This is a genomic window from Alistipes provencensis (assembly GCF_900083545.1).
GTDB lineage: Bacteria > Bacteroidota > Bacteroidia > Bacteroidales > Rikenellaceae > Alistipes > Alistipes provencensis.
Window position 1 is genome coordinate 102637 of record NZ_LT559262.1, and the last position, 22183, is coordinate 124819.

The following is a 22183-nucleotide window of genomic DNA, read 5'->3' on the forward strand; positions in this document are numbered from 1 at the left end:
TTTAGTTTTAGCGAACCTTTTTAGACTACTGCTATGATCAGATTTGTGCTCGGTGTATGGCTCTCCCTGTACGCCTTTGCGGCTGCTGCCCAAACATCCCTTTCCGATTCGATTGCCTTTGCCAATGCCCGATGGGAGATTTCCGATCTCGGCGGCGGAGCCGAATGCCGCTATGCGCAAATCGACATGTTCGGATCACGGCAGAGCATCTCCGTCGTCAGCTATCCCCGCCGAAATTTCGAAACGCAGATCGTCCACCTCGACCGCCGGGCGGAGGCTACGAGCGAGCTGGGCAAGGCCGCCGGAGCCGATATCGCCGTCAACGGCAGTTACTTCAACGTCAAGACTTTCGAACCTGTGACCTTCGTACTGATCGACAAAAAAATCGTGGGCCGCACCACCCCGAACGAATTGATGCGGACCAACGGCATGCTGGCGTTCCGGGATAAAAAGGGACGCAGGATGGATATTTTTTTCTGCGACACGTCGGAATACGGCCAGGTGGCGCGCCGCTATCGTTCGGCGCTGGCCGCGGGTCCCGTGCTGATCGACGGCGGTAGGATCGTCGAATACGATTCGGACAAGAGTTTCTACACGGGGCGCCATCCCCGTACATTGATCGGGAAGCGGGCCGACGGCGAAGTGGTGATGGTCGTTATCGACGGCCGTTTCAAAGGCCGGGGAGAAGGTGCCACCATTGCCGAAACAGCCTATATAGCCCGTCAGTTGGGGCTTGTCGAGGCCCTGAATCTCGACGGCGGCGGCTCCTCGACGCTCTGGACCGCCCGGAAAGGCGTGCTCAACCATCCCTATGACAACCACCGTTTCGACCATGCCGGCGAACGGGCCGTGCCCAACTGCATCGTAGTACGCGGCAAAACCCGAAAATAGCGGCGCCGAGAAGAATGGATCTGCCGGACGATAAACAGTTGCTGAGACGTCTCAAAGAGGGAGACAAGGAGAGTTTCCGGATCATCTTCGAGCGGAACGCCCCGGTTTTCCTCGCCTTTGCGCGGCGTCTGCTGCGTGATCCCGACGTGGCCGAGGATATCGTGCAGAATGTCTTCATGCGGCTGTGGATAGCCCGTGAGCGCGTCGATGAGGAGCGTAATCTGCGCAACTACCTGATGGTCTCCGTCCGCAACGAAATATACGGCCACCTGCGCATGGCTTTCAACGCCCGCCGCGAACCGGATTCCGCCCGCGTCGCCGAGGTGGAAGACTCCGCCCCGGGGCTCGAGAACGAACTCTCGGCCCGGGAACTGGAACGAATCGTCGAAAAGATCGTGGAGAGGATGCCCTCCCGCCGCCGTGAAATCTTCACCCTGAGCCGCCGTCAGCACCTTTCCAACGCCGAGATCGCCCGGCAGTTGGGACTTTCGGTACGCACCGTCGAAAAACATATCGAATTGGCTCTCGCTGAAATACGGAGGTTGCTTCATGTATCCGTTTTACTGCTCGTTACAACGATCTGGTAATCTGAGCCAACCGCCACTCCTCATTTTTCCGGCCGAATTTTTCCGACCGGATTTTTTCTTTTTTTCGGCCGCCGTTGCGTAGTCCGGCTTTCTGATGCATACTATCTATAGACCCCCGATAAAAACCGAGTTATGAAAACCCAGAAACAGATAGAAGAACAATTGCTGCGCTATATGCAGGGAAAAGGCACCGCCGAGGAGCGTGGTGACACCGAAAGCTGGCTGCGGGAGCATGTCGCCGAACCGGAATACGACGCCATGTTCCGCCGGCTGCTCGACGCCACGCCTGCCGAACCCGACGCACCGGCTTTGCAGCGCATCCGCCGGCGTCTCGAAATGCTGCTTGCCGCAACACCCGACAAAACAGACCGTCGTCCGCGGCGTCTGCTGCGCATCGCGCGTTTCGCCGCCGCGGCCGCCCTGATTGTCGCGGCGCTGCTGCCCTATCTGCGTCCTGCGGTGCAGACCGAGTGGTTTGAAGCCTATGCCGCACTTGGGCAGACCCGGGAAATCACACTGCCCGACGGCACGCAACTGTGGCTCAATTCCGGCAGCCGGGTCTTCTATCCCGAACGTTTCGACGGCCGGGAACGCCGCATCCGTATCGACGGAGAGGTCTTCGCCGACGTCACCAAAGACCGCCGCCATCCGTTTGTCGTCTCGGCTTCGGATGTCGAGGTCCGCGTATTGGGTACGCAGTTCAGCCTGAAATCCTATGCCGAGAACCCCAATATCGAGGTGGCGCTTATCGAAGGCTCGGTGGCCATGCGTGCCGGAAGCCCCGGCAAAAGCGTGGATTACACCCTCGCGCCGGGCGACATGATCCGCTATAACCGCACGAACGGTTCGTTGGAGACCTACCGCATCGACACGGAAACCTATGGCTCGTGGCATTCGAACCGGAACCTCTGCTTCGTCAACCAGTCCTTGAGCGATATCGCCGCGGACCTCGAACGGCGTTTCAACGTGAAGATCATTATCGAGGACTCCGAACTTGCGGCGATGCAGTACTATGCCTCGTTCATCAACAACGAGAGCCTCGAGCGCATCTTGCGCGCGCTGAACAGCAACGACAACATGCGCATTTCGCGCATCAACGGCACCATCATCATCTCCCCGAACTAAACCTGTCCCGATATGAACGTATAACCCGATTGCGGCCGGCGGTCCGCAACCCGCCATCAACCCATTACAAACCTTATTTACAACCTGATGAAAAACTTCTACACCCTTTCCATGTTGAAAAGGTCCATACTGCGGTTCTGTATGCTGGGAGCGGCGCTCGTGTGGGTCGCAGGGGCTTCGGCGCAGCCGATCAGCCTCACGATGCGCGACGCGACGATCCGGCAGGTGATCGAAAAACTACAGAAAGAGTACGGCTACTCCTTTTCGATCCGCACGAGCGAAGTGGACGTAAACAAGAGAATCTCCGTCACGGTGAAGGACGCCGACATTCGCAAGGTTCTCGAAACCGTCTTCGCCGGAGAGAAGGTGGCTTTCACCATCGACGGCAAACTCATTTCCATAACCAAGGACGTCAGAGAGACCAAAGCGGCTCCGGGCAAACCTGTCACGGTCAGCGGTGTGGTCTTCGACGAACAGGGACTGCCGGTCGTCGGCGCCGCGGTGATCGTCAAAGGTACCACACAGGGCACCTCTTCAGGGGTCGACGGCGCATTCCGGCTCCAGACCTCGCAGTCCGATCCCGTATTGCAGATCTCGTTCATGGGCATGAAGACCAAGGAGGTCGCCGTTACCGACGCCGCAACGGAACTGCGCGTCGTGCTGGTTGCCGACAGCGGTGTGATCGACGATGTCGTCGTCGTGGGTTACGGTACCCAGCGCCGCTCGATGGTCACCAATGCCATCAGTCAGTTCAAACCCGACGAGAACAACATGCGCTCGGCGCTGAGTCCCTCGGAACTGCTTCAGGGGCGTGTGGCCGGTGTTGCGGTCTCGACTTCGTCGGGTAACCTCGGCACGGCGGAGCGCATCAGCATCCGCGGTTCGAGTTCGCTGAGCGCCAGCAACGAACCGCTCTATGTCATCGACGGCATCCCGCTCAACAACGAGGCCGGATCGCTGTACAGTTTCGGCGAGGATCTCAGTTCGCTCTCGGTGCTGAACCTCACGGATATCGAGTCGATCGAAATTCTCAAGGACGCTGCTTCGGCAGCCATCTACGGCTCGCGGGCCACCAACGGCGTGATCCTCATCACCACCAAACGGGGGCGTGAGGGACATTCGGAAGTGAAGGTCAATTACAGCTACGGCATTTCGCAGTTCCCCAACCAGAACCGCATCAAGTATGCCGATTCCCGGACGTGGGTGAATATCTACAACGAGGCCATCGACAACTACAACCGTCAGAACGGCTACTCATCCGCCGACGCGAACTGGGTGGCCCATATCCGCAATCCCTTCGACGGGCTTCCCGACACCGACTGGCTCGATGTCATCACCCGGCTGGGCATGGCCCACAACGCCGATGTGTCGTTCTCGGGAGGCACGCAGAAGACCAAACTCTATATCGGGGCCAGCTACGGTTATCAGGAGGGCCTCATCAAGACCAACGACATTACGAAGGTCAACCTCAAGGCCAACATTTCGCACGCGGTCACCAAATGGCTCGAGGTCGGTGCCAACATGAGCGGCAACTACTTGCAGAACAACCGTGTGCCGGGAGCTTCGCTGGGCTCGACGATCTTGGCCCGCGCCGTCGAACAGCGGCCCTTCGACCGTCCCTACAAACCCAACGGCGACTATTATCTGGGTGGTACCGACGAGCTTTCGCGCCACAATCCGGTGCAGATCCTCGCCGAAGAGACCTCCTATGTCAACAACTACCGTTTTCTGGGAGCCTTCTATGCGCAGGCGGCGATCACCGACAAACTGAAGATCAAGGCCTCGTTCAACACCGATGCGGGTTATACGCTCGACTACCTTTACTACAACTCCAACCACCCCTACAAGGAGGACAACGGCCGTATCATCGAGAAGAACCGTTTCATCATGACCAATCTCGTGGAGACCTTCGCCACCTATGACAATACATGGGGCGATTTCACGTTCGGGGCCATGGCCGGACATTCGTTCCAGAAGACTTCGATGCGTTCGAACAGTATCGACGCCCAGAATTTTCCCTCGCCGTCGTTCGACGTGGTGGGCGTGGCGGCCAACATTGCGGGTGTCTCGGGCGGACTGGCCGAGTATGCCATGGAGTCCTATTTCGGACGCGTGAGCCTTTCGTACAAAGACCGTTATGTGATCAACGCCACGCTGCGTACCGACGGGTCGAGCCGTTTCGCTCCCGACTGCCGCTGGGGATATTTCCCCTCGGTGTCGGTGGGGTGGAATGTCTCGAAGGAGGCTTTCTGGAACAGTCCCGAAACCGAACTGAAGCTGCGTGCCAGCTACGGCAAAACAGGTAATCAGGACGGTATCAGCAACTATGGCTGGCAGCCGCTCATCAGCGGCGGAGCCAACTACGGCGGGCAGAGCGGCATCGCCGTCAGTTCGAAAGGCAACGCCAACCTCACATGGGAGACGGCCGACCAGTACGACGTGGGCTTCGACCTCTCGCTGCTGGGCGGCAAGATCAACATGATGTTCGACACCTACCTCAAAAACACCAACAACCTGCTCTACCTCAAACCCGTACATTCGACCACGGGACAGACCTCGATGCTGAGCAATATCGGTTCGATGCGCAATTACGGTATCGAGTTCACGCTCAACACCCATGTGAACCTCGGCCCCGTGCACTGGACCTCGTCGCTGAATATTTCGCACAACAAGAACAAGCTCACCAAGCTGCTCGGCGACGACACGATCTCGATCGGGTCGAACCATGCTTTACAGGTCGGCAAGGAGATCGGTTCGTTCTACCTGCTGCGTTTCGACGGCATCTACCAGTACGACGGCGAGGTTTCCGCCCCGGAGTACGACATGGGTGTGCGTGCCGGCGACGCGAAGTATTACGACAGGGACGGCAACGGCACGATCAACGATACCGACCGTATCGTCGTCGGTTCGCCCAATCCCGATTTTTCGGGCGGGTGGAACAACTCGTTTACCTACAAGGGATTAAACCTGAGCGTCTTCTTCACTTACAGCTACGGCGCCGACGTCTATGCCCAGTGGATGACCGGTCCGACGCGTCTGGGCAACTATCAGGGCATCCTGCAGGAGTGGGCCGACAATCGCTGGACGGGACCCGGTTCGACCAACAAATATCCGCGGGCCGTCTACTCCTACCATGGTAACAACAACCGCAGTTCGACCTATTACCTGAAGGACGCCTCGTTCATCAAGCTCAAGTCGGTGATGCTCTCCTATACGCTGCCGACGCGCTGGGCTCAGGCGATGCGCATGAAGAGCGTCCGTGTCTACGTTCAGGGCGAAAACCTCGCTCTGATCAGCAAATATCCGGGCTGGGACCCCGAAATCTCGACGAGCCTCGATCCCTGCTTTATCGGCATCGACAATTACGGCGTTCCTGCGCCCCGCATCTTCAAGGCGGGCATAAACATCACTTTCTAAAACGCACGGACCATGAACAGAAATTTCAAACTATTTGCAATAGCGGTTGCTGCCGGCCTGCTGGCGGCAGGCACGGGCTGTCAGCATATGCTCGACCTCGAACCCCATTCGGCCGTATCGCCCGGATCGGTCAACTCGAAGGACATCGAAGCGCTCAGGGCGGGTATGTATTCCAAGGTTCAGGAACTTCCCCAGCGCGAATCCTATATCATGTTCGACCTCTTCGGCGGCAATCTCACCACCAAATCGAGCGTCAACTCGCTCGATCTGATCAACTCGCTGTCGAGTGCCTTGAATAGCGTCGTCGAAGCGCAGTGGCAGGGATATTACCAAGCGTTGATGCAGGTCAACAACGTCTATACGATCGCCCAGTCGCTGCCTGCGGGATCGCAGCGCGATCTGGTGATGGGCGAATGCCGTTATTTCCGCGCCTATCTCCACCTCTGTCTGGTGACACGCTTCGGCGATGTGCCGCTCATGCGCGAGAACACCGATGCGCTGGTGTCGCGCACTCCGGCTGCCGAGGTATGGGAGTTCATTGACGAGGAACTGCGGCTGGCCGTCGGGAATCTGGGCGCCCCGTCGGCGGGTTACTACTACCTTTCCGCCGACGCCGCGAAGGCGCTCAAGGCCCGCGTGGCACTCTATCGGGGCCACAAGACCGAGGCTTGCGAACTGGCCGAAAGCCTGATCGCCGATGCCCGTTACGATCTGGATGACTTCGACAAGATCTTCCGCGCCAAGAGCAACAAGGAGCTGATCTTCGCCTTCTCGTGCCTGACGAGCGACAATTCGAAGATATCCGTCAGCACCCTGTTCTACTCCTACAACCACCCCAATTCGGGCAGCTATGTCTACCGCCCGGCCGGGGAAGTGATGACGCTCTACGACGAGGGGGACCTGCGCAGGGATATCTCGATCACCACGCTCGACAACCTCGACTTCATCAACAAGTATCCCAGCGGTCAGACCGGGACCGACCCGATGGTCATTTCGCGTCTGGCCGAGATGTATCTCATCAGCGCCGAGGCACAGGGTGTCGAGAAGGGGCTTCCGCGTCTGAACGAACTGCGCAACCGCCGCGGGCTGGCGAATATTTATCCTTCGTCCGAGGCGAAGTTCATCGACGCGCTGCTCGAGGAACGCCGCCGCGAACTGCTGTGCGAGAACCACCGCTGGTATGACCTCGTGCGACTGGGTAAAGCCGTCGAGGTGTTGGGTATCCAGCCCTACCAGACGTTGATGCCCGTTCCAGCCAGCGAACGCGCCGCCAACAAGAACCTGACGCAGAACGACGGTTATTGATCCAATCCTAAAATTGCCGATTTATGAAAATCAACCAATATATCACCTGTTTCGTCCTGTCGGCGCTCCTGACGACCGCTTGCGGCGACGATACGTTCGAACGGCCCGGCTACTATGACCGCACGGCCTCGACACGCCTCGGACAGCAGCTTGTCGACGGCTCGGACGACTGCATCGGGCATGTCAAGAGCGATTCCGAGACGCGCCCCGTTCAGGGCGTGAGCCTGCTGCGCATGGGTTACCTCAACACCCGGGGACAGGCCATGCAGTTGTTTCTCTATAAAGTGAGTCTGGGCGACATTTCCATCCGTGTAACCCTTCCCGGCGACCGATATGAACCCGGCGCGCTCGGAACGCTGACCGAACAGGCGGCGGCGCTCGAGGACAAGAGCGTCTACACTGTCTGGGGCGCAGTCAGCGGCGGCGCTTTCGGATCGAACGGCCAGCCGGCGGGCATCCTCTGCCACGAGGGTGCGGTACTCAAGGAGACGGCGGATGCCGTGTCCGAAGGGTTCTTTGCCATCCTCGATGACGGGCAGGCCGTCTGTCTGGCCTCGGCAGACTTCGCTTCGGTGAAACACCGTATTCTGGAGGCCGTCGGCGGCGAGAGCCGGCTGCTCGAGAACGGGTACCGGCTGCCTCAAAGTTCCTCGACGGCCACGGCTCGCACGGCCGTGGGGGTTTCGGAAGACGGAGGCGAGGTCTACCTGCTCACGGTCGACGGCAGCGACTTCTACTATTCGAACGGCATCAACTGCGACGACATGGCCGCACTGATGAAGGGCTGCGGGGCTCACAATGCCCTGACGCTCAACAGCGGTCAGACAGTCACGGCTGTTTGGCGCAACGAGCGGCTGAGTACGCTGTTTGACTTATTGAACAAACCTGCGAACAAAGGCATCGAAGCCCCGATCGCCAACGGATTGGCTATCGTCGAACGCTAAAACCCGAAGCAACCATGAAAAACATACGCATCTTATTTCATACGGCGCTCCTTGCCGCAACTGCGGCCTTCACGGCGTGTCTCGACACGACGGACAATTCGGGATTCGATCCCGAAACGCCTGAAATCGAATTTGAGCAGCCGACGCTCACCGTTGAAAAAACCGGCGGAGACCAGCAGATCGACCTCATTTCAAATCTTCCGTGGCGGCTGAAGAGCGACGTCTCGTGGGTCGTGCTCACCACGGTCAACGGACAAGGCAGCGGGACGGTGAAATTCAACGTCCTGCGCAACCGCACGCGCGACGAACGCCACGGCACGATCACGGCTTACATTACCGACGACTGCACCTCGACGCTCACGCTGACCCAGCTTCCGGCCGAGGCTTCGGAGAATTTCACCTATTATGTCAAGACCGACGGCGACGCCCTCGCTTCGGGACTTTCGTGGGAGGAGGCGACGACGCTGCCCACGGCTTTGGAAAATGCCGGCGACGGCGATGTCATTTGTCTCGCAGCCGGGACCTACACCCCCGTGGCGCTGCTCACGGGCGGCGAGGCCGAAGAGGAGAAGACCTTCGAGATTCACAGCAACTTCACCCTCGAGGGCGGTTATCCGGCCGATGCCGCAACGGGGGCCGTGGCCGATCCTGCGGCTAACGAAACCGTGCTGAGCGGCAACCTCGGCGCAACGTCGGCTTACCATGTGGTGACTGTCACGGCGTCGAAATCGACACTTCACACCGCCGTGCTGAAAAACCTCACCATCTCGGACGGCGTGGGCTACAAGACCAACGAGGAACTGCGGCGCATCGTGGGCGGTGCGGTGATCGACGCTGCGCTGGGCGGCGGCTTGTTTGTCGGAGTTTCGAACCTCAGTGTCGTCAACTGCCGCATCGCCGACAACGAAGCCTGCCATTCGGGAGGCGTACACGTCTATGCGGGGGCCGAGGTCAGCTTCGAAGAGTGTACCATCGCCAACAACACGGCTTCGAACAACGGCGGTGGCATCTGGAATCAGGGAGCCGTGGTTTACATGAACAACTGTACGATCTCGGGCAATGTCAGCGGGCAGCAGGCGGCCGGATTCTACTCGATCGATTCGGGTGGTGCCCGAAGTATCAGCCGTATCAGCAACACGACCATTTCGGACAACGACAACACCCGTTCGAATACGAAACGTTCGGGCGGCGGCGCCTACATCCGCGCCGGCTCCGACGCCGTGTTTACCAACTGCACCTTCACGGGCAACAAGGCCGGTTACGGCGGCGCCATAGCGGGTCACGGCACCGGAGCGCTTCCGGCCACGGCACTCTGCATCAGTTGTACCTTCACGAACAACTCGGCCAACGACGGCGGAGGCGCCCTGTTCGCCTACAACAACTACGCGGATGTCGTGGCCCGCAACTCGATCGTCTCGGGCAACAGCGGCCCGGCTGACAGCGGCGACATGGGCGTGTTGGCGGGTGTCGATGCTTCGCATGTGCGGGCTTTCACGTCGGTTGCCGGCGGTCAGTTGTTGGACAATGCCGGCGGAGCGGTCGGCGGCTGGACTTTCAGCGCCTCGACGATGCTCGGCGAGTTCGGATTCCATGCCGGAGGCACGACGCGCACCTATCCGCTCGTGACGTCTGTAGACAACCCCGCCGTCGGACAAGGTCTGACCGTAGACGAACTGAAGGCACTTGCCGCCTCGTGTACCCCGGCCGTTGGCGAGACGATCGTTGCCGCAGACCAAAACGGCACTCCGCGCGGCGGCCGCTCGATCGGAGCCGTCACAGCACAGTAAAACCCGAAAATAAACCCAAAATATCCAGAACATGAAAACTTCGAAACGTTACCTGCTTCCGCTTACGGCCCTGCTCGCTCTGGCAGGCTGTTCGGACGACGATACGACGGCCGGCAGCGGCAGCAACGGATTCCGCATCTTGGCGTCCATCGACGGCACGTCGGGACTGACCGACTGGCAGCCCGGCGACCAGATCAAGGTGGTCAGCGGCGACGAACTCTATACGTTCGTCACCGAAACGGGAGGTGCGGCGGCCGAATTCACCGACCGCGACAACCTGCTGTCGGCGGACCTCGCGGCCAGCGGGCCCGTAAGCGCCTATCACGAGTGTACCTCGATGTACGGGACTTTCCGTATTCAGACCGAGCAGACGGTCAACGACGGTGTCAACACGGCCCGCGTCCCGATGTTCGCCTATACGATGAACACCCCCGAACAGAACCGGATGCAGCTTGCGTTCCAGCCGCTGGCGTCGGTGCTGGAACTGACCGTCGAACCTTACGACATCACCGTCAGCCAGCTCACGATCGCTCCGGCCGAGGAGGCTACGGTCAGCGGCGGCGCCATGGCCGGCGGATTCACCGTCAACGCCGCACAGAGCACCGTGGCGATCAACAACGGCATCAACTCGCTCGTGCTGCGCTTCAACGGAGGGCTAAACCTCTCCGAAGGGGCCACGCTGCGCATTCCGATCGGCTGGTTCGCCGTCGAGGGCGGATTGACGTTCACGTTCCGTTACGGCACGAAGGACTACACTTCGACCATCTGGGCCGACGACGGCGTTGTCCGCACTTTCACCGACAACAACGGCTTCAAGCAGGCACGCCTGATGCGCGAGACCTTCGAATTCGACGCCAACTCTTTCCCGCGGGCCTATTATGTGAAGACCGGCGGTACGGCCGCCGGCAAGGGACTTTCGTGGGATGCCCCGACGACGCTCGCCTCGGCTCTGCGCAACGCCATGTCGGGTTCGACGATCCACATTGCCGCCGGGACCTATTCGCCCGAAGACATCCTTACGGGAGCTGGGGAAACGGAGGGCGGCCGAACTTTCGAAATCGCCCGGAACGTCACCCTTATCGGCGGTTATCCGGCTGATGCCGCGGAGGGCGCGGCTGCGGACCCTGCTGCCAATGCCACGATCCTCGACGGCGGCGGCAAGAGCTTCCATACGGTGGTCGTATCGGCCCCGCAGGTCGCCGGCGAAAAAGTCGTGATGCGCGGCCTGACCATTCGCGGCGGCAGGAACACCGCAGCGGACGAGGGCACGGTAGAGATCAACGGCGTGAACCTCGCCGACAACTATGCAGCCGGCGTGGCCGTGGTGGGAGCTCGGGCCGAGCTGATCGGCTGTACGATCACGGAGAACGAGGGTAACAGTGCCGCAGGCCTCTTTGCCATCCGCTCCGAACTGACAGTCGCCGACAGCCGGATCGTCGGCAACACGGCCGCAGCCAACGGCAGCGGCGCATGGATCACCACGGGTACCGACCTCACGATGTCGGGAACCACGATCGGAAACAACCGGACCACGGGTTCGTCGGCCGTCGCTGCGGGACTCTACCTCTATGCTCCGGCAGGTGCGTCGCTCGACGCCGAACTCTCCGGGTGTGACATCACCGGGAACGCCACCGCGGGCGGAGCGGCCGGAGGCATGTACATCCGCGACGACAGCGGCGATCAGTCGCTCAAAGCCGCTTTCTCGGATTGCCGGATCACCGGTAACAAGGGTGCGATGGGAGCTGCTTTCCAAATGCTCAACGCCCGTGCTACTTTCTCGGGATGCCGGATCTCCGACAACGAGGCCAGCGGCAACGGTCTGGTCTACATCACCACTACCGGTTCGGCGAATGCCGACGCTCTGTTCGACAAATGCACCGTCAGCGACAACACGACGACGGGATCGGCCGTGGCTTCGGGACTTTACATCTACAACAACGGCGGCGCGATCGATGTCGTCGTCACCAACTCGACCTTCTCGGGCAATGCCACGGCAGGGCGCGGCGGAGCGATCTATGCCCGGAACAATCAGTCCGGCGATGTGAATGTGACGTGCGCGAATTCGACCTTTGCCGCCAACCGGAGCGGCAGCTACGGCGGTGCGATCGCCCTGTACGGCGCAGCGGCCAAGAAGGTCAACGTTTCGCTCGTCAGTTGCACGCTGACCGGCAACGACGACACGCACGCTACGGCGCTCGGCGGAGGCGTGGGCTTGGAGACCGCAGGGCTCTCGCTGACGACGGCGAACAGCATCATCTCGGGCAACACGGCGAACGCCGCCGTCAGCGACGTCTTTGTGAAGTCAGGGATTACGGCAGCCGTGAAACATCAGAATTCGATTGTTGGGGATAAATTTTACGACGCTTCGGGAGCCGAACAGTCCACCTCGCCTGTTTTCACGGCTTCGACGATGCTGGCAGAACTGGCCGACAACGGCGGTGCGACGAAGACCTGCAAGCTGATCGGAAATGCCTCGACCAACTTCGCTTTCGGCAACGGCATGACCGTCGCGGCACTCAAGGCGCTGGCTTCGGACGACATTTCGGCCGATGTGCTGGGTTCGGACCAGACCGGTGCTGTCCGCAGCGACACGGACCGCATGATCGGCGCCTGCGTAAAGAAGTAACTTAGACGATTCACGCTATGAAAAACCTCATCAGATACATTGCATCGCTCGTCCTCGTCTTGGGCGCGGCAGGCTTCACGGCCTGCTCGTCCGACGACGGCGACGATACTCACTATGCCGTCTCGTTTGACCGGAATCCCGTCATGGCGGGCTCCGGCGCGGGAACCTACTCTGTTCGGATCGAGTCCACACACGCATGGAACGCCGCTCCCGTCGATGGGTGGATCACCGGCGTCACGGCTTCGGGCGAGCCCGGTGCGACCCTCTCGTTCGGGGTCGAAGCCAATGACGGAGAATCGTTTCGTGACGGTGCCATCCGTCTGACGGTTCCGGGAACGTCGTATGCCAAGTTGCTGACCGTGCGCCAGATGGGACACGGCGGCGGACTGACCATCGACCCCAATCCCGTCGTATTTACCACCGAGGGTGGTACGCAGGAGGTCGTCGTCTACGCGGCGAACGGCTGGAAGATCGACGCCGTTTCCGACGAATGGATCACGGCCGTGCGCAAGAACAATTCGGCACTCACCGTCACCGTTTCACCCAATTACTCGGGCGGACAGCTCTCCGGGTCGGTCACGCTGAAAGACGGCGAGGACAAGGAGACCTACACGCTGCCCGTCACGCAGGAGTTCGACGGTTCGCTGTTTCTCGGGGCTTCGACGCCGATGGGACGCCGTTTCGCCTACAACGCCGACGGGCTGGTCGGCTCGATTCTTTCGGACGAACAATATGCGCTCGACGACCGTGTGCAGGCACTCGAAATTGCTTACATGGGCACTGCGACGGGCGTCATGGCCCCCTGTCGGCTCTTTGTCTTCGATGTGACGCTGGATGACGGCATATCGATTTTCGCCACGGCGGCCGATGACGACGATGCGAGCATCAAAAAGACCGATGCCGAATTAACCCGGAAGCAGATTGTCCGCGAGCAGCTTGCCGCCATGCAGGCCGAGCGCCCGGAGGTGACCGTGCTGGGCGGCGTCAACGGCGATTTCTTTTATGGCGGCATTACCGTCGATGCCCGTAACAACCTGCTGCACGGCGTCATGTACCGTCGCGGCGTCTGCCTCAAGGAGACCTTCGACGGCGGAGCGGCCTGCACCGTCTTTGCCCTGCTCAAGGACGGTACGGCACGCTGTCTGACGCAGGCGCAGTATGCTGCGCTGGACAAAACGACCATCCGGGATGCTGTCGGCGGCCGTCAGCAGTTGCTCGCCAACGGTGAAGCGGTCTCGACGGACACCACGCTCGAGCCGCGTACCGCCGTGGGCGTCTCGCGCGACGGGAAGCGCGTGACGATTCTCGTAATCGACGGACGCCGCGACAGCTACTCCGTCGGCGCTTCTTATGCGATTATGTCCAAAATGTTCCGGGCCTTCGACATCTGGGAGGCTATCAATCTCGACGGCGGCGGATCGTCGACTTTCGCCGTCCGCAAGTCGGAAACGTTCGAGACCCGCAACCGTCCGACCGACACGGCGGGTGACCGCGAGGTGGTGAACGGGCTTGCAATCGTCAAATCCAAAAACTAACGGTCAAAATGAAAAAAGCAATGGCATTGACTCTGTCGATCCTGCTGTGCGGAGGCGTCTCCGCACAGCCGATCGGCAAATCGATGGGACGCTGGAAGGATATAGGCGCCGCATCCATGGAGGAGAACCGCAAAGGCGGTCTGGAATACATCGAAGTCACGATCAACGATTTCTGGCGTCCGGCCAAGACGCATGAGGAGATTTACGAACGGGCCGAAAAGGCCCTTGCGGACATCAAAACCTCGGGGCTGAAGGTCTGGTCCGTCCACCTGCCCTTCTCGCGCACGCTGGACATCTCGGTACTCGACGACAAGGCCCGTGCTGAAAACGTCGCGTTCATGGCCGAGATGATCGCATTGGCAGGACGTTTCAATCCCCGTTTTCTTGTGCTGCATCCCAGTTCGGAGCCGATCGGGGACGAGGAGCGCGAACAGCGCTTGCGGAACAGCCACGCCTCGATCGGGCTGCTGGCGCCCGAGGCCCGGCGCATCGGGGCGACGCTCTGCATCGAGAACCTGCCCCGCACCTGTCTGGGCCAGACCGGCGAGGAGATGCTTCGCCTGATCGACGGTTACGACGATGTGAAGCTTTGTTTCGATACCAACCACCTGCTGTTCCAGTCCCATGCCGACTATCTGAAGGTCGTGGGCAAAGGCCGCATCGGTACGGTTCACCTTTCGGACTACGATTTCGAGAACGAGCGCCACTGGATTCCCGGTCAGGGGAAAATCGACTGGGGAGCGCTCTGGACAGGTATTCGCGAATCGGGGTACGACGGAATCATGATGTTCGAGTGTTACGGGGAGCCGGAGGAGTTGACGGCGGCCCGTGAGTTTATCCGGGAGTCTGCCGGAAAAGTCCGCCGTCATGCTGAATAAGATCCGGAATTTCTACCGCATTTCCGCTCCGGCCCCGGTTAAGGGGTCGGAGCAGGAACAGCGGACCCGCTATCGCAGGCTCTACATGCAGACATTCGTGGCTGCAACCATCGGTTACAGCCTGTACTACGTTTGCCGCACGAGCCTCAACGTAATGAAAAAACCGATCATTGACTCGGGGCTGCTGGATGCCACGCAGTTGGGAATGGTCGGTTCGGCACTGCTTTTCATGTATGCAGCCGGGAAATTCGTCAACGGCTTCATCGCCGACCATTCGAACATCAGGCGTTTCATGGCTACGGGGCTCGTCGTTTCGGCGGGGATGAACCTGCTGATGGGTTTGCTGGGATTCGCCTACTCGCTGTTTCCTACGGCGTTCGTTCTCGTGAGTTTCATGATTCTGTGGGGTATCAACGGCTGGTCGCAGTCGATGGGAGCTGCTCCGGCCATTATCTCGCTTTCGCGTTGGCTGCCGCTCTCGAAACGGGGACGTTATTACGGATTCTTTTCAGCCAGCCACAACATCGGCGAGGGTCTTTCATTCGTTTTCGTCGGATGCGTCGTTTCGCTCTTCGGCTGGCAATGGGGCTTCATCGGTTCCGCCGCAGCGGGTGCATTGGGAGTCGCCGCCATCTGCTTTTTCCTGCACGATACGCCCGAATCGAAAGGGCTGCCTCCGATCGAAACACTCGCTCACGAGGCCCGGGAGCAGGGTTCCCAACTCGCCGTATCGGAAATCCAGCGACGGGTGCTCCGCACTCCGGGCGTGTGGATTCTGGCTGCGGCCAGCGCTTTCATGTATATTTCGCGTTATGCCGTCAACGGGTGGGGCATCCTCTTCTTGCAGGAGGCCAAGGGATTTTCCGATGCCGAGGCGATCTCCGTGGTCGGAATCAATACTATTTTGGGGGTGGTCGGTACGGTCTTTTCGGGCTGGTTCGCCGAGAAACTTTTCCGGGGCAACCTCAACTATCCCGCCCTGCTGTTCGGCGTGCTGAACTCGGTGGCCCTTGCGCTGTTCCTGTTCGGCGGCGATGCATTTTGGGTCAACATGCTGAGCATGGTGCTGTTCGGTATTGCCATCGGCGTGCTGATCTGTTTCATAGGCGGCCTGATGGCCGTAAGCATCGTTCCGCGCAAAGCCACAGGAGCCGCTCTCGGGATTATGGGCATGGTTTCCTATATTGCGGCCGGTATGCAGGACGTCATCAGCGGATGGCTTATCGACAGCCATACGTCACTCGATGCTGCGGGAGCGAAGCTTTACAACTTCGGGCCGGTCGCTTGGTTCTGGTTCGGAGCTTCGGTTATTTCATTTTTGCTCCCCATCCTGAACTGGCGGCGCAAACAATTCCAGTTCTAATCCATGAGGTACTTGTTCATTTTCCTATTCGGGCTCTCGCTGAGGATCGGAGTTCAGGCACAGGGATTGCGTTATGTCGACGCCGCGGCGCTCACGATTGTTAACAAGGCCCAAGCCACGGCTAATCCCTATCATCGTATCGATACGGCGCGCTATCGGGATCTGACGGCCCCGGCCAAACGCTATTTGCTCCATAGTGCGGGCATAGCCGTCGTATTCCGCACCGACAGTCGTACGATAGCGGCCCGATGGCGGAGTTGCGAACATCGTCTTTACAATCATATGACGGGAATTGCCGCTACCGGATTGGACCTATACATCCGGCGCAGCGGAGAGTGGGTTCCGGCCGGGTTCGCCTGCAATCGACCCGCAGAAGCGGTGCATCAGGCCGTTATCGTTGAAAAAATGGATTCCGCGGAGAAGGAGTGCCTGCTTTACCTGCCAGTGATGGATCAGATTGTCTCGCTTGAAATCGGGGTTGATCCCGGGGCTCGTATCGCGGCCGCAGACAACCCGTTCCGACACCGTATCGTAGTGCTCGGATCGAGTATCACTCACGGGATTGCGGCAAGCCGGGCCGGTATGGCTTATCCCGCGCAGTTGGAGCGCCGCACAGGACTCGAATTTATTAACCTCGGTATCAGCGGCAACTGTAAACTCGATGCCTCGCAGGCCCGGATGATTGCTCAAATATCCGCAGATGCCTTTGTTTTCGACTGTTTCTCGAATCCCCTCGGACCTCTGATCGAAGAGCGTCTCGCGGAGTTCGTCGCTATCATACGGGCCGCCCATCCTTCGACACCACTCGTTTTTTTGCAGACCGTCGTTCGGAGTACGGGTAATTTCAACCTCGAACGGCGTGCGGGCGAGCTCCATAAGCGTCGGGCTGCTGCCGAAGGCATGCGCAGGCTGATCGCTGCCGGCGACAGGAATCTTTATTTTCTCGATCCGGGACTTGATCCGGGTTTTGACGCCTTGGTCGACGGATCACATCCTTCCGATCTGGGATTCAAATTGATTACCGACCGACTCGAAAAACAACTGCCGCGCATCTTTAGACGTTACGATATCCGCTGAAACAGTTGACTTTCTGCACACAAACTCCTCAATACATCGAAATGAACCGGCAGCTTTAACTTCGGTTGAAAACTGCCCGCCCGCATTTTCAGAATAAAAACACGGGCAGCAAACGGCCCGAATCACAGAGGCACAGCCGCAAAATGCGGATTTTTACGGCATTTATTTTGCCGGGCGGAATATTTTCCCTACATTTGCAGGCTTAAAAGCCCGAACGGGTGAGCGTTTTAATAACTTATAACAAAATTTTATAGCAAATGGCTGTTAAAATTCGTCTGGCACGTCATGGTAAGAAGGGTTATGCCTTCTATCACATCGTTGCCGCAGATAGCAGAGCGCCACGTGATGGTAAATTCATCGAGAAGTTGGGTACCTACAACCCCAACACGAATCCTGCTACGATTGATCTGGACTTCGTGAAAGCCCTGGATTGGTTACAGAAAGGCGCACAACCTACGGATACTTGTCGGGCTATTCTCTCGTACAAGGGCGTAATGTACAAGAAACACCTGCTTGGCGGCGTTGCCAAGGGTGCGTTCACCGAGGCCGAAGCCGAAGCCCGCTTCAACAAGTGGCTGGAAGCCAAAACCGGTAAGATCGAGGCCAAGGCCAACAAGTTGTCGACCGACGCCAAGGCGGCCGAGAAGGCTCGTCTGGCTGCCGAGGCCAAGATCAAGGAGGAACGCGCTGCCGCAATCGCCGAGAAGAAGGCTGCCGCTGAGGCCGCTGCCCGCGAGGCTGCTGCTGAAGCCGCTGCCGAGACTGCCGAGGCTCCCGCAGAGGAGGCCGCTCCGGAAGCTCCCGCCGCTGAATAAGGCGCCGCGAGTGAGGGGGGGGCCAGCAAGTGTTTCCTGCTCCGATAAAAACGGTAAACTTCCCCTTGGGACGGTTTACCGTTTTTTTTGTATTTTTACACCGTAATCCACAACCCTATTATGATCGTTCCCGCTGGCAGAATCAACAAACTTTTCGGCACCGAGGGCGGAGTGATGCTCTCGCTCTACCCCGCTTTCCCCGACGACTTCACGACCGACACCCCGCTGCGGGTCACCATCGACGCGCTGGAGGTCCCGCTCTGGTGCGAGCGGTTCGAACGCCGCGGTCAGTCGGGAGCCACCGCCGCGTTCGCCGACTTCGACACCGAGCGCCGGGTACAGGAGTTGCTGGGGCTGGAGTTCCGCATCGAACTGGAGGAGGACGACGAGGACGACGAATTCTACCTCGAGGATCTGATCGGCTTTTCCGTCGAGGCCGAGGAGACAGGGGCGCCGGAAAAATTCAAAGGAACGATCTCGGACTATTACGACAGCGACGCCAATCCGCTGTTCGAACTGGAGACCGGCGGACGGAGGATACTGGTCCCCGCCGCCGAGGAGTTTATCGCACATATCGACTTCGAACGCCGCACGATGCATCTGGTGCTCCCCGAAGGACTTTTGACATTGGAATAGAATGGCACGGGTGGTAATCGGACTTTCGGGCGGCGTCGATTCGTCGGTGGCGGCTTGGCTGCTGAAACAGCAGGGACACGAGGTCATCGGCCTGTTCATGATCAACTGGCACGACACTACGGGGACGCTCGAGGGCGACTGTCCGTGGCACGACGACCGGGTTTTCGCCGAACTGGTGGCCAAAAAGCTCGACATCGCCCTGCATGTGGTCGACCTCTCGGACGAATACCGCAAACGTGTGGTCGAGTATATGTTCGCCGAATACGAGCAGGGACGCACGCCCAATCCCGACGTGCTGTGCAACCGCGAGATCAAATTCGATGTTTTCCTCGGCGAAGCGCTGAAACTCGGAGCCGACTACGTCGCCACGGGCCACTACTGCCGCAAGGCGGAAGAGGTGTCGCCCGACGGTAGCACGGTCTATAAACTGCTGGCCGGCAGCGATCCCAACAAGGACCAGAGTTATTTCCTCTGTCAGCTTTCGCAGGAACAGTTGCGCTACGCGCTGTTCCCCGTCGGGGATTTGCTGAAACCCGAGGTGCGGCGCATCGCCGCCGAGCAAAACCTCGCCACGGCCAAGCGCAAGGATTCGCAGGGCATCTGCTTCGTCGGCAAGGTCGATCTGCCGACTTTCCTCCAGCAGAAACTCACCCCCAAGCGGGGCAATGTGCACGAAATACTCCCCGTCTGGCCGAAATTCCGCCGGGAAGCACCTCCCGCAGACGGTTCCGAACCCTCGGACGAACAGTTGGCGGCACTGGCCGAACCGTGGCACTACACCGTGCGCGACGGCAAGAAGATCGGCGAGCACAACGGCGCCCATTTCTACACCGTCGGCCAACGCAAGGGCCTCGGCATCGGGGGACGCAAGGAGTCGCTGTTCATCCTCGCAACGGACGTGGCGCAGAACGTGATCTACGTCGGCGAGGGCGACGCACACCCGGGGCTGTGGCGTCCGGCGCTGCACATCGTTCCCGGGGAAATTCACTGGGTCAACCCCTCGCGCACGATGACGCCCGGCCAGAGCGCCCGGTTCTCCGTGCGCATCCGCTACCGCCAACCTTTACAGGGAGCGACGCTCTACATGCGTTCGCAGGGATTGTACATCCTCTTCGACGAGCCCCAGCGGGGCATCACCCCGGGGCAGTTCGCCGCATGGTACGACGGCGACGAACTGGTCGGCTCGGGAGTGATCGGGCAATAACCTAATCGAACTCACTATGATAAAACATTTCATCCTGATCGCCGCCGGAGTACTTTGCCTCCATACCGCCACAGCCCGCAAGTATGTCGATGCCTCGACACTGACCCTCATCGGCCGCACCTGCCCTATGAAGGAAAATCCCTATTACCGGGTCGACACGGCCCGTTACCATTTTGACAACGCCACCATCCGCCGTTATTGCGGTTATCCGGCCGGTGTCGCGGTACTCTTCACCACCAACAGCCGCTCTATCGAGGCCCGCTGGACTACTACCCCGCGCAACTACGGTTGGAACATGAGTCCGGTCATGCAACGCGGCATGGACCTCTATATCCGCCAGAACGACACCTGGATGATGGCCGGCGCGGCTCGTCCCGGACTGGAAGACCGGCACGCCAGCACCATCATCGAACACATGGACCGACAGCCCAGAGAGTGCATGCTCTACCTGCCGACCTGGAGCGAACTGCTGACACTGGAGATCGGCGTGGACGACGACGCTTCCGTCACGCCGCTTGCATCGCCTTACAAACACCGTGTCATCGTCTTCGGGTCGAGCATTACCCACGGGGCGTCGGCCAGCCGCCCGGGAATGGCCTATCCGGCACGCATGAGCCGCATGACAGGTATCGAGTTCGTCAATCTGGGTTACAGCGGCAACAGCATGCTCCAGCCCGAATTCGCGCGGCTGCTTGCCGAGACCGATGCCGACGCCTTTCTTTTCGACGCCTTCTCGAATCCCTCCCCGGCCATAATCCGCGAACGGCTCGACGCATTCGTCGCAACGCTCGTCAAGGCACACCCCGACAAACCGCTGATCTTCATGCAGACCCATTGGCACGCCGCAGGTAATTTCAACAATAAGACCGCACAGTTCCACCGCGAGCGGATCGACACCGTCGACCGGATGATGCGACGGCTGGCCAAACAATACGACAATGTCTATTTCCTCGACGGCGAATGGTACTATGGCAAGGACTCCGAGGGGACTATCGACTGCGTCCACGGTTCCGACCTGGGATTCGACCGAATGATCCGGGAACGACTGCCCCACATCCGAAAGATCCTGCGCCGATACGGGATCAGCTCAAAAAACGCTGTCCGGTAAAAACCACCGACGGCATTCGTATTACCGAAACCGTTCGTCAACCGTACGCCCGCCCGTGAAGATCAGCCGTCTGATAACATCCCTCCTGTTCTGCGCCGGATGCTGCGCTGTCGCCGGACAGCGCCCCGTGGGCGTCGCCTACTACGACGTGGACCGCATCTACGACACCGTCCCGGCACTTTTCTACGACGATTCCGACTACACGCCCGAAGGCCGCCTGCGGTGGACCTCGGCCCGTTACGAACGCAAGATACGCAACACGGCGGCCGTCATCGACTCGATGGCCCTGCCCATCGTCGCCCTGTGGGGCGTGGAGAACGAGCAGGTCGTGCGCGACCTCGCCGCAGCCTGCAAGGGCGACTACTCCTACCTCCACCGCACGCTCAATTCGCTCGACGGAATGGATTTTGCGTTGCTCTATTACGGAGACCTCTTCTACCCCGTTTACGACGAGCCGGGCCGCCGCTATCTCTATGTCGAGGGCGAACTGGGGCGCGACACCGTGGGGCTGGTGCTGTGCTCCGACCCGCGCACGGCCCGGTGGCTCATCGGCGACCTGCGCGAGGAGCGCCCGCATGCGAAACTGCTCGTCATGGGCCGCACAGGATCATTTTTCACAACCGATTCCGGACTCCTCGACAAGACCCTGCGGGCCGAAAAAGCCGGCCGCGGCAACGTCCGGAGTACCCGGAAATGGCAGATGCGTGACCGGATTTGGGCCGACACAGCGCTGAAAACTTCCGAAGGCGACGTTTTTGTACGCCGCTATCTGGTTGACCAAAAGACGGGTAACCCCCTCACAACCTACTCCCGAGGGGTCTACCGCGGCGGTTACGGATATTCGCTTCCGGTGTTTGTTTACATCCGGTAGATTTTTTTGGAAAT

General features: G+C 59.7%; 17 protein-coding genes. All 17 read left to right on the top strand.

The genetic code is table 11. The features are described 5' to 3' along the window. Window positions 1-33 precede the first annotated feature (33 nt). The 17 genes from BN5935_RS00555 (at window position 34) to BN5935_RS00635 (ending at window position 22169) form a co-directional block, all read left to right on the top strand. Window positions 34-891 (top strand): phosphodiester glycosidase family protein, encoded by an 858-nt coding sequence (locus BN5935_RS00555; protein ID WP_064974365.1) that lies wholly within the window; start codon window positions 34-36, stop codon window positions 889-891. Window positions 892-905: 14 nt separating this feature from the next. Further along, on the top strand, window positions 906-1478 hold the full coding sequence (locus BN5935_RS00560) for an RNA polymerase sigma-70 factor (protein ID WP_064974366.1): 573 nt from the start codon (window positions 906-908) through the stop codon (window positions 1476-1478). Window positions 1479-1610: 132 nt separating this feature from the next. Next, the gene (locus BN5935_RS00565; RefSeq protein ID WP_064974367.1) at window positions 1611-2603 is read left to right on the top strand and encodes a FecR family protein; all 993 of its coding nucleotides are present in this window, start codon (window positions 1611-1613) and stop codon (window positions 2601-2603) included. A gap of 87 nt (window positions 2604-2690) precedes the next feature. Then, window positions 2691-6020 (top strand): SusC/RagA family TonB-linked outer membrane protein, encoded by a 3330-nt coding sequence (locus BN5935_RS00570; RefSeq protein WP_235820960.1) that lies wholly within the window; start codon window positions 2691-2693, stop codon window positions 6018-6020. A 12-nt stretch (window positions 6021-6032) separates the two neighbouring features. Then, window positions 6033-7325 (top strand): RagB/SusD family nutrient uptake outer membrane protein, encoded by a 1293-nt coding sequence (locus BN5935_RS00575; RefSeq protein ID WP_082943969.1) that lies wholly within the window; start codon window positions 6033-6035, stop codon window positions 7323-7325. A 23-nt stretch (window positions 7326-7348) separates the two neighbouring features. Continuing rightward, complete coding sequence (locus tag BN5935_RS00580; RefSeq protein WP_064974368.1) at window positions 7349-8269, top strand: phosphodiester glycosidase family protein; 921 nt, start codon at window positions 7349-7351, stop codon at window positions 8267-8269. A 14-nt stretch (window positions 8270-8283) separates the two neighbouring features. Further along, window positions 8284-10056 carry a right-handed parallel beta-helix repeat-containing protein gene (locus BN5935_RS00585; protein WP_082943970.1) on the top strand — a complete coding sequence of 591 codons (1773 nt, stop codon included), beginning with the start codon at window positions 8284-8286 and terminating at the stop codon, window positions 10054-10056. 31 nt (window positions 10057-10087) lie between these two features. Then, window positions 10088-12682 carry a right-handed parallel beta-helix repeat-containing protein gene (locus BN5935_RS00590; RefSeq protein WP_064974369.1) on the top strand — a complete coding sequence of 865 codons (2595 nt, stop codon included), beginning with the start codon at window positions 10088-10090 and terminating at the stop codon, window positions 12680-12682. Window positions 12683-12699: 17 nt separating this feature from the next. Then, the gene (locus tag BN5935_RS00595; protein ID WP_064974370.1) at window positions 12700-14217 is read left to right on the top strand and encodes a phosphodiester glycosidase family protein; all 1518 of its coding nucleotides are present in this window, start codon (window positions 12700-12702) and stop codon (window positions 14215-14217) included. Window positions 14218-14225: 8 nt separating this feature from the next. After that, a complete protein-coding gene (locus tag BN5935_RS00600; RefSeq protein WP_064974371.1) occupies window positions 14226-15095 on the top strand; it encodes a sugar phosphate isomerase/epimerase family protein in 870 nt (289 codons plus the stop codon). After that, window positions 15085-16458, top strand: a complete 1374-nt coding sequence (locus BN5935_RS00605) for an MFS transporter (RefSeq protein ID WP_064974372.1) — start codon at window positions 15085-15087, stop codon at window positions 16456-16458. The genes BN5935_RS00600 and BN5935_RS00605 overlap by 11 nt, the downstream gene beginning before the upstream one ends. Before the next feature lie 3 nt (window positions 16459-16461). After that, complete coding sequence (locus tag BN5935_RS00610) at window positions 16462-17535, top strand: SGNH/GDSL hydrolase family protein (protein WP_064974373.1); 1074 nt, start codon at window positions 16462-16464, stop codon at window positions 17533-17535. A 257-nt stretch (window positions 17536-17792) separates the two neighbouring features. Then, the gene (locus BN5935_RS00615; RefSeq protein ID WP_064974374.1) at window positions 17793-18350 is read left to right on the top strand and encodes a 30S ribosomal protein S16; all 558 of its coding nucleotides are present in this window, start codon (window positions 17793-17795) and stop codon (window positions 18348-18350) included. 120 nt (window positions 18351-18470) lie between these two features. Then, window positions 18471-18986 carry a ribosome maturation factor RimM gene (gene rimM / locus BN5935_RS00620; RefSeq protein WP_064974375.1) on the top strand — a complete coding sequence of 172 codons (516 nt, stop codon included), beginning with the start codon at window positions 18471-18473 and terminating at the stop codon, window positions 18984-18986. A 1-nt stretch (window position 18987) separates the two neighbouring features. After that, window positions 18988-20190: a tRNA 2-thiouridine(34) synthase MnmA gene (gene mnmA / locus BN5935_RS00625; RefSeq protein WP_064974376.1), complete on the top strand. Its 1203-nt coding sequence runs from the start codon at window positions 18988-18990 to the stop codon at window positions 20188-20190. Window positions 20191-20206: 16 nt separating this feature from the next. After that, window positions 20207-21298 carry an SGNH/GDSL hydrolase family protein gene (locus tag BN5935_RS00630; RefSeq protein WP_082943971.1) on the top strand — a complete coding sequence of 364 codons (1092 nt, stop codon included), beginning with the start codon at window positions 20207-20209 and terminating at the stop codon, window positions 21296-21298. Window positions 21299-21353: 55 nt separating this feature from the next. Further along, window positions 21354-22169 carry an endonuclease/exonuclease/phosphatase family protein gene (locus BN5935_RS00635; protein ID WP_235820961.1) on the top strand — a complete coding sequence of 272 codons (816 nt, stop codon included), beginning with the start codon at window positions 21354-21356 and terminating at the stop codon, window positions 22167-22169. The last annotated feature ends 14 nt before the right edge of the window (window positions 22170-22183 follow it).

Excerpts from the sequence above, each read along its gene's own strand:
- BN5935_RS00555 (WP_064974365.1), top strand. The coding sequence starts at position 34 with ATGATCAGATTTGTGCTCGGTGTATGGCTCTCCCTGTACGCCTTTGCG.
- BN5935_RS00560 (WP_064974366.1), top strand. The coding sequence starts at position 906 with ATGGATCTGCCGGACGATAAACAGTTGCTGAGACGTCTCAAAGAGGGA.
- BN5935_RS00565 (WP_064974367.1), top strand. The coding sequence starts at position 1,611 with ATGAAAACCCAGAAACAGATAGAAGAACAATTGCTGCGCTATATGCAG.
- BN5935_RS00570 (WP_235820960.1), top strand. The coding sequence starts at position 2,691 with ATGAAAAACTTCTACACCCTTTCCATGTTGAAAAGGTCCATACTGCGG.
- BN5935_RS00575 (WP_082943969.1), top strand. The coding sequence starts at position 6,033 with ATGAACAGAAATTTCAAACTATTTGCAATAGCGGTTGCTGCCGGCCTG.
- BN5935_RS00580 (WP_064974368.1), top strand. The coding sequence starts at position 7,349 with ATGAAAATCAACCAATATATCACCTGTTTCGTCCTGTCGGCGCTCCTG.
- BN5935_RS00585 (WP_082943970.1), top strand. The coding sequence starts at position 8,284 with ATGAAAAACATACGCATCTTATTTCATACGGCGCTCCTTGCCGCAACT.
- BN5935_RS00590 (WP_064974369.1), top strand. The coding sequence starts at position 10,088 with ATGAAAACTTCGAAACGTTACCTGCTTCCGCTTACGGCCCTGCTCGCT.
- BN5935_RS00595 (WP_064974370.1), top strand. The coding sequence starts at position 12,700 with ATGAAAAACCTCATCAGATACATTGCATCGCTCGTCCTCGTCTTGGGC.
- BN5935_RS00600 (WP_064974371.1), top strand. The coding sequence starts at position 14,226 with ATGAAAAAAGCAATGGCATTGACTCTGTCGATCCTGCTGTGCGGAGGC.
- BN5935_RS00605 (WP_064974372.1), top strand. The coding sequence starts at position 15,085 with ATGCTGAATAAGATCCGGAATTTCTACCGCATTTCCGCTCCGGCCCCG.
- BN5935_RS00610 (WP_064974373.1), top strand. The coding sequence starts at position 16,462 with ATGAGGTACTTGTTCATTTTCCTATTCGGGCTCTCGCTGAGGATCGGA.
- BN5935_RS00615 (WP_064974374.1), top strand. The coding sequence starts at position 17,793 with ATGGCTGTTAAAATTCGTCTGGCACGTCATGGTAAGAAGGGTTATGCC.
- rimM (WP_064974375.1), top strand. The coding sequence starts at position 18,471 with ATGATCGTTCCCGCTGGCAGAATCAACAAACTTTTCGGCACCGAGGGC.
- mnmA (WP_064974376.1), top strand. The coding sequence starts at position 18,988 with ATGGCACGGGTGGTAATCGGACTTTCGGGCGGCGTCGATTCGTCGGTG.
- BN5935_RS00630 (WP_082943971.1), top strand. The coding sequence starts at position 20,207 with ATGATAAAACATTTCATCCTGATCGCCGCCGGAGTACTTTGCCTCCAT.